Source organism: Leptospira sp. B5-022 (genome assembly GCF_000347035.1).
Lineage (GTDB): Bacteria > Spirochaetota > Leptospiria > Leptospirales > Leptospiraceae > Leptospira_B > Leptospira_B cinconiae.
The window spans coordinates 20976-27366 of sequence record NZ_ANIJ01000024.1 but is presented as its reverse complement, the minus strand read 5'-3'; the positions used below and the strand labels follow the sequence as shown (position 1 = coordinate 27366).

Below are 6391 nucleotides of genomic sequence, written 5' to 3'. Positions count from 1 at the left end.
CTTCTTATACTTTGGGTTTTGGTCTGATGCAAAGAGTTGGAATCTTCTCTTTAGTAAGCTCGCTGCATTATATCCTATCCTTAGTCTCTTACTTAGTTCTGTTGCTGTTACTACCTTTGGGTATTGGATTAATGATTCATAAAGTAAATATCCGAACATCCATATTGGTAGTTTGAAATGGTGAAGGGGAGTGTAACTTAGTCTTGATGTTAGATATCTACATTGAGGGCATCTTATTAGATCTGGTCTAGTGCTGATTTCTTTATCTAAGATTCTATTGTTACACTCAGGAGTTGGGCAATGCTTTGGGTAGAAGTCATTGAGTATCTTCTTGGTTATCTTTGTGAAATACTGTGTATTAAGGGCTAAATTTTGATATTTTTTTTGAAGGTGTGGCTCATATGGCCCAACGAAAAATCCACTTGACAGATCCTTAATTCCTGTCTTGGGAATGGTCCGGACCGTCTGGATTGGAAAGTTAGGCGGTCCTCGGTTCGGATTGCGAGTATTAAATATTCCGAATTCGAGCCAAGGTCGAATAGGCTTGAAGGATTGTTTGGGGGGTTCGATTTCTGAGTATTTTAGGGCAGTTTGCATTCGTATTACTTTTTTGTTTTTTAAGGAAGCAAAACGTTAGACACATAGAAAAAGAAAGTAAAAAATTGGATATTGTAAAATCGATTAATTGTTCGATGAAAATCTGAATACTCGTCCTATAGCTGACTTTCGAAAATTTCTTCACCTTAGGACCATATATTTACAAGGGTATTAAATGATTTAGTTAGGGTTCTATATAAAAGCTATGTTGTTGCACAATAGAGAATTTATCCATACCAGACACACATGTTCAGCTAAAGCTTTTGTAGTACGGGCTATTTATGATTTTTACAAATCGAATTCTTTGACAATATAAATTGATATTTAGAAAGGTAATGAAATGGATGAAAATAGGTTAACACTTGTCGAGCATTATATTTCCGCAATGCATCAAAATGAGACAAAAGCTTTATCCGTTTCAGGATTTTATATTGGACTTTTCGGTATAGTAGTAACTCCCCCAAAAAATGGAAATGATCAAATATGGGTAGATATTGGGTTAATATTATTTTCGATAATTTGCACAAGAATCAATCAAGGTTATCGAGGATGGAAAAACGATTACTTAAAGAAAATTAAAAAGCAATATAAGAAGATTTCTTTTATCCGGCAGAATGACCTTCCTGTCGCATTCAGAATCAGGCGGCAGAAAAAAGGAAGTCTAATTTCTGTCGATTGGCTAATAACCTATATTCCTGTAATTACTTCAGCTGGCTATTACTCAGTATATTATTTTTTTAAGCACTTACGATTGATTGTATATTTTGTTGATTAGGGAATTGTAAATTATGAGTTTAGATCCGTCTTCTTTCTTTAAAAACGAGCTTCTGCGCCCAATTGGGGCGAATATTGGACCCGGTGTAATTCTTACGACTGCATATTGGAACGTGCTGCGGAACGCTTCAATCAAGATGGATAACATTCTTTCTGCGAACAATGAGACCTTGGAGATAATCATATTCTCAGTTATTTCATTGCTTGTTGGGGCTTTAATTGAAAATTTAGGATCTCTTTTTGAAGTGCATATAATCGAAAATTGGGTTTTGAAAAATGATAAAGGGATTCATGAAGAGAATTGGTATAATTATTTAAGGCTCAGAAACTCTGAAGAATTGATAGGTCATAAATATTTGCGTGGAATACTGACAAGATATAAAATCGAACTTTCATTGATTCCAACAATTATTTTTCTTATCCCAGCTTTTCTGTTCTTTGATCATTTTTCTATGAGAAGTTTTGTTATTTCAGGGATTTTTCTATTTCCTTTAGCTTATTGTATCTGGGAAGCAATCGGAAGTCAGAAAGTATTAAGGAAAATTCGATTAGAATTACTTAAAGGGCCTTTGCGTTAAGGATAGAGAGTTCTGTGGATAGAATTAAAAAATCCCTTGATTTAACTTTTAGTTTTTTAGAAATCCTAAATATAGTATTTAAATTGGGATTAGTCCGACAATTTTTAACCTCTCATATCATTTTGAAATTAAAATCTCAATTGTCCATAGCTTAGTTAGTCTAGCGGGGAATCTCATCTTTTCGTATATTTCAAAGCTTCTTCTAACATTTTATATTAGGTAAAACGTTAGACACTTAGCGGGAGAAAGTTAAAAATTGATTAGAGTGTAAATAATGGAAATTGATAGTCAATTACTTCAAGAAATTATAAATTTATTTAATATTGAATTAGGGAAAAGCGGGCTCTCGTTTTTGCATGAAAAGGCTTTGGAAGGTAGACTTACCGATATACAAGACATGGTTAAGACAGACCAGAAACTTGATCCAAAAGAGTATTTACTCATGTATTTGGATACTTTGCGTGAGCAATTACGGATAAATTCTAGAATAAGCCATGATGAAATATTGAGTAATATTGTAAAAAATATAGATTCTGAGCAAGGGCCACTCCTTGGTATAAAATTGATACTTCCCGATGAAATTCAGAAAATTTATGATCGAGAAGATGTAGAATTAAGAACTTTACCTGATTATTCCATCTTGCTTATAATGATAGATGAATTGCGAAGTGAGTTATTGGATGGCAAGTAAGAAAGACATAGAAAAAATAAAGAAGAGAATTAAAGATGCATTTCGAAAATATGCAAAGTCAGCAAATAGGAATGAGTATAAGGCAATTTTTCAGGCGTTACCTTCGGGAATTAGATCCGGAAAGTTATATGAAGCATTAATTCTTAGCGAAGTAATTAAGAACTTGGCGATTTCGGAAGGTTTTAATTTAAAATTGAAGAACAGCCAGTATTTAAATTTAAAGGCATCGCCAGGTCCAATTAACAGGAATTATGCGTATATTGAAGTATGGAAAGGTAGCAAATTATTTGGAGAGCTTTGGACGGATATCGAATTTAGGACACTAAGTTCTAAGGAAGGTTTTTCGGATAGATCCAATTATCATGAGTTGGATGTCGTATTAGTCAAACCTGGTGAAACGGGTAGGCCTGATTATGATAAAATATTTATTGGAATTGAATGTAAAAATACACTTTTTAATAAAGGAATATTTAGAGAGGTTCTTGGCTTAAGACGTGAAATGGGTTATAAAGTAGATGATAAGAAAACAGAGTTTAATAAATGGCCAAGAAAAATGATTCCGTATAGTCCGCCTTCTTGTTATCTCATTTACTCTTCTGACGAAAAGATATTAGACTTCAGATCTTCTGCTGATTTTTTCGGAATAGATCTTTTACACGTAGAAGTTGGGGATTAAGAAATATTACCGATAGTTCTGAAAAGTTTCTCGCAATTTGCATTCCTAGAAAGGCTTTCGCGATCGTTAAGTAGGTGGGTTGGGAATGTTTAATGATCTTCTTTTTCCAAGAATGATGCGATCTTATTTACGATAGCTTTCTTTTTCTTAGGAGAGAGCTTTAATAAATCTATAATAATCTCTCAAAGACCTCTTGTCGTAATTATCGCATCATACAAATTTCGTTAGATCGCTTGTATATTAATAAAGCGCCTTTTTACGAGCTCTCTTCTGTGGTGGATGATTACCAAGTTCTTCTAAATTAAGAAACTCCATAGGATATATAAGTCTGCCTATTTGCGAACAAAAGTCGTGATTGTTTTGGTAGAATTTTATAGGGTTCCCGATTTTGCGGAAATGTAGGACGTTTTTAAATTTTAATTGTGCTAATGCCTGAAAGCCTCCATTTATGTTTATTACTTGGAATTTAACGGAGTTATAATGTGAAATGTTTAGCCTTAATTATATTATTATTGCTCACTGTCGGTTGCAAAAAGAATGAATATGCTGATTCGAATGTCGGAATAATTAGAAAAACTTTGATAAGTCCAAATGGAAAATTAAAATTCGAATTAAAAGCAAATGAAGCAGATCAGACTTGTGAGAATGGCGAAAGTCAGGATGAGATCAATGCAAGGGGATGCTGCGTTGCTAGTATATATGAAGAAAACAATTTTATAAAATCCTTTAAAAATCCAGAAACCCCATGTTTTGCAATTCCACATTTATCTGCTGTTAATTGGATTGATAACGAAAATTTAGAAGTTATCGAGACTCGGAGAGGGGCAGCGGACGATGGAGATGACCGTGCCTCCTTTAATTATAAAACGGGCGAAAAATCGGAAATCGTCGGCTGGTATTCTAGATCGTCTCAAGAAGATGGCGGTCCGGAGATAGATCATTATTACTTATACATTAGAAATAAAGGATACGCAATATATTCTGATTGCTTGGATATGAATTCGAGAATATATAAGGTTAGATCTTCTTGACATTCATTTTGGCCAATTTAGAGTATTGCCAATCGGATGTTTAGTTTATTCTGAGAAAAAGAAAGTATTTTTCTGTACATTTGTCAGATTTATTTTTTTGACCGAACCAATGGCTAAAATATATTCCGATTAAATTATGTAAGTTTAATGCAGTGAGGGAAATATGAAGCCTTTCATCTTGAGATATAAAGAAAAAATTAATTCAGAGGATGAAGGTTTGTTTTCGAATGCTGAGTATTCCTCTGATTTAAATTTAACAATTGATAAAATAACCGGATTGCCATTTATATTGGGAGAAGTTGCACAAGCTAGCACAATTACGCATTCTAAAGCTGGGGCGGAAAGTACGGATAAGGATCAAGAAGGAAGGATTCAGAGTATGATGGCCACGATGACTAAGACGGATGCAAATCGTGAAGCATCCGATTCCGATCCTGCTCGCATTACATTAGGTATCAATACGCATACATATACCGAAACTAATAGGGAAACAACTGATCAAGATAAATGATCTTAATTTTAACTCATACACTTGATTACACGGCGGATATTGTCGTGGATGTATTGAATAAGAGATCATTTCCTTATATTAGATTGAACACAGATGAAGTAAAAAATCTTGAAAATTCTATATTAATTGATCAAACGACCGAGACTTACCCAAAATTCACTTCGGTATGGCTTAGGAGATACTTATCTCCGGAGAAGCTAGTTAGAAGCGAAGATTCGGTTTGGCTTTTGGATGAATATAAATCATTTCTCTACAATCTAATCACATCCTCGAAATATAGAATGATGAGTGATCCGTATAATATTGATCGTGCGGAAAATAAAGCATTTCAGCTTACTTGTGCTCGCGATTTAGGATTTGATGTTCCTCGAACATTGATTACAGGTGATTCTGATCGTATCGAAAATTTTTTCGATCTTTTAAACGGAGAAATGGTGGTTAAACCAATATATAGTAACCGGCTGTCTATTGAAGAATCAGAATATCATATTTTCACAAATAAAATTCAAAGGTCAGAATTGAAAAATTTAAGGAGCGCGTTTACGTTTCCTTCGATTTACCAGGAATTTATAGATAAGGAATTTGATATACGAGTTACAGTTGTTGGAGATAAGGCTTACTCGGCCTTTGTGGAATCACAAAAGAATATAGAAACCTTAGTTGATTGGCGACGGAAAAGAGTTCCTTTTGAAGTTTATGATCTTCCGCAAAAGATTCAAGATAAATGCATTGCCCTTGTAAAATCATTAGGCCTTTCATTTGGGGCAATTGATATAGTGAAATCAAAGAATGGACAGTATTTTTTTTTAGAAATTAATCCAAATGGACAATGGGGTTGGATTGAGGCGGATACCGGTCTTCCTCTTTCTGAGAAAATTGTAGAATGGTTAAGAGGCGATGATGTTTGATTTTCTGTTCTCATCGGATAAAGAGAAAGAGTGGCAATTTAAATTAGATAATGCTCGACACCTTTACGAAGAAGAGGACGAGAGAAGGGAATCTATCGATCGAAAACTAATTAGTCTTCAAGGGCAAATTCCATTATTTATCACTGTGATAGCATTATTTTATGCTACAATTTTCCCTTCTATCCGCAATATATCTTCGAATTACATTGAAGGAATATTTTTCATTCTTACAGCAATCTTGTCAGGAATTGCAATTGGAATGTCTACGAAAATGCTTAATCCATCAAATTATAATTATATGAAGATTTCTCCTGATTCTTTAAAAGAAGAGTCGGGTAATATGATAAGCTGGCAAAAGGAATTGGTAAATGACTATATTCAAAGCACAAATCATAACTTTGAGGTGAATAACAGGAAGGTTGATGAACTTATTGCAGCTAGAAAAGTGTTCATAGTAAGCGTATTTTTAGGGATAATTATGGTTATAAAAATTTCTATTACTATAATTTCCGAGAGTCTTCCGTCTTTAATTGAAATTTGTCCATGTTTGATGAACGTAATTTAACTTCTGAAAACTTCCTCTTCTCGGAAGTTGAAGGTTCCTCCGGGATTTTTTTAATAATAG

Annotated in this window: 8 protein-coding genes; all 8 read left to right on the top strand. The window is 33.8% G+C overall.

Annotated elements, in window-relative coordinates; all coding sequences use genetic code 11:
• The first annotated feature begins 937 nt into the window (after positions 1 to 937).
• The 8 genes from LEP1GSC192_RS12215 (at position 938) to LEP1GSC192_RS12180 (ending at position 6331) form a co-directional block, all read left to right on the top strand.
• Complete coding sequence (locus LEP1GSC192_RS12215; RefSeq protein ID WP_036090020.1) at positions 938 to 1372, top strand: hypothetical protein; 435 nt, start codon at positions 938 to 940, stop codon at positions 1370 to 1372.
• A 13-nt stretch (positions 1373 to 1385) separates the two neighbouring features.
• Positions 1386 to 1949: a hypothetical protein gene (locus tag LEP1GSC192_RS12210; protein WP_020770276.1), complete on the top strand. Its 564-nt coding sequence runs from the start codon at positions 1386 to 1388 to the stop codon at positions 1947 to 1949.
• A 274-nt stretch (positions 1950 to 2223) separates the two neighbouring features.
• Positions 2224 to 2640, top strand: a complete 417-nt coding sequence (locus tag LEP1GSC192_RS12205) for a hypothetical protein (protein WP_036090017.1) — start codon at positions 2224 to 2226, stop codon at positions 2638 to 2640.
• Complete coding sequence (locus LEP1GSC192_RS12200) at positions 2630 to 3316, top strand: hypothetical protein (RefSeq protein ID WP_020770288.1); 687 nt, start codon at positions 2630 to 2632, stop codon at positions 3314 to 3316. Before LEP1GSC192_RS12205 ends, LEP1GSC192_RS12200 begins: the two co-directional genes overlap by 11 nt.
• A gap of 482 nt (positions 3317 to 3798) precedes the next feature.
• Positions 3799 to 4347 carry a hypothetical protein gene (locus LEP1GSC192_RS12195; protein WP_020770271.1) on the top strand — a complete coding sequence of 183 codons (549 nt, stop codon included), beginning with the start codon at positions 3799 to 3801 and terminating at the stop codon, positions 4345 to 4347.
• A gap of 163 nt (positions 4348 to 4510) precedes the next feature.
• Positions 4511 to 4858 carry a hypothetical protein gene (locus LEP1GSC192_RS12190; RefSeq protein WP_036090013.1) on the top strand — a complete coding sequence of 116 codons (348 nt, stop codon included), beginning with the start codon at positions 4511 to 4513 and terminating at the stop codon, positions 4856 to 4858.
• Positions 4855 to 5766 carry a hypothetical protein gene (locus LEP1GSC192_RS12185; protein WP_036090009.1) on the top strand — a complete coding sequence of 304 codons (912 nt, stop codon included), beginning with the start codon at positions 4855 to 4857 and terminating at the stop codon, positions 5764 to 5766. The genes LEP1GSC192_RS12190 and LEP1GSC192_RS12185 overlap by 4 nt, the downstream gene beginning before the upstream one ends.
• Positions 5756 to 6331: a hypothetical protein gene (locus tag LEP1GSC192_RS12180; RefSeq protein ID WP_036090006.1), complete on the top strand. Its 576-nt coding sequence runs from the start codon at positions 5756 to 5758 to the stop codon at positions 6329 to 6331. Before LEP1GSC192_RS12185 ends, LEP1GSC192_RS12180 begins: the two co-directional genes overlap by 11 nt.
• Positions 6332 to 6391: the final 60 nt, after the last annotated feature.

Coding starts and splice junctions, on each gene's coding strand:
- LEP1GSC192_RS12185 (WP_036090009.1), top strand. CDS start 4,855: ATGATCTTAATTTTAACTCATACACTTGATTACACGGCGGATATTGTC.
- LEP1GSC192_RS12205 (WP_036090017.1), top strand. CDS start 2,224: ATGGAAATTGATAGTCAATTACTTCAAGAAATTATAAATTTATTTAAT.
- LEP1GSC192_RS12210 (WP_020770276.1), top strand. CDS start 1,386: ATGAGTTTAGATCCGTCTTCTTTCTTTAAAAACGAGCTTCTGCGCCCA.
- LEP1GSC192_RS12200 (WP_020770288.1), top strand. CDS start 2,630: ATGGCAAGTAAGAAAGACATAGAAAAAATAAAGAAGAGAATTAAAGAT.
- LEP1GSC192_RS12180 (WP_036090006.1), top strand. CDS start 5,756: ATGATGTTTGATTTTCTGTTCTCATCGGATAAAGAGAAAGAGTGGCAA.
- LEP1GSC192_RS12190 (WP_036090013.1), top strand. CDS start 4,511: ATGAAGCCTTTCATCTTGAGATATAAAGAAAAAATTAATTCAGAGGAT.
- LEP1GSC192_RS12215 (WP_036090020.1), top strand. CDS start 938: ATGGATGAAAATAGGTTAACACTTGTCGAGCATTATATTTCCGCAATG.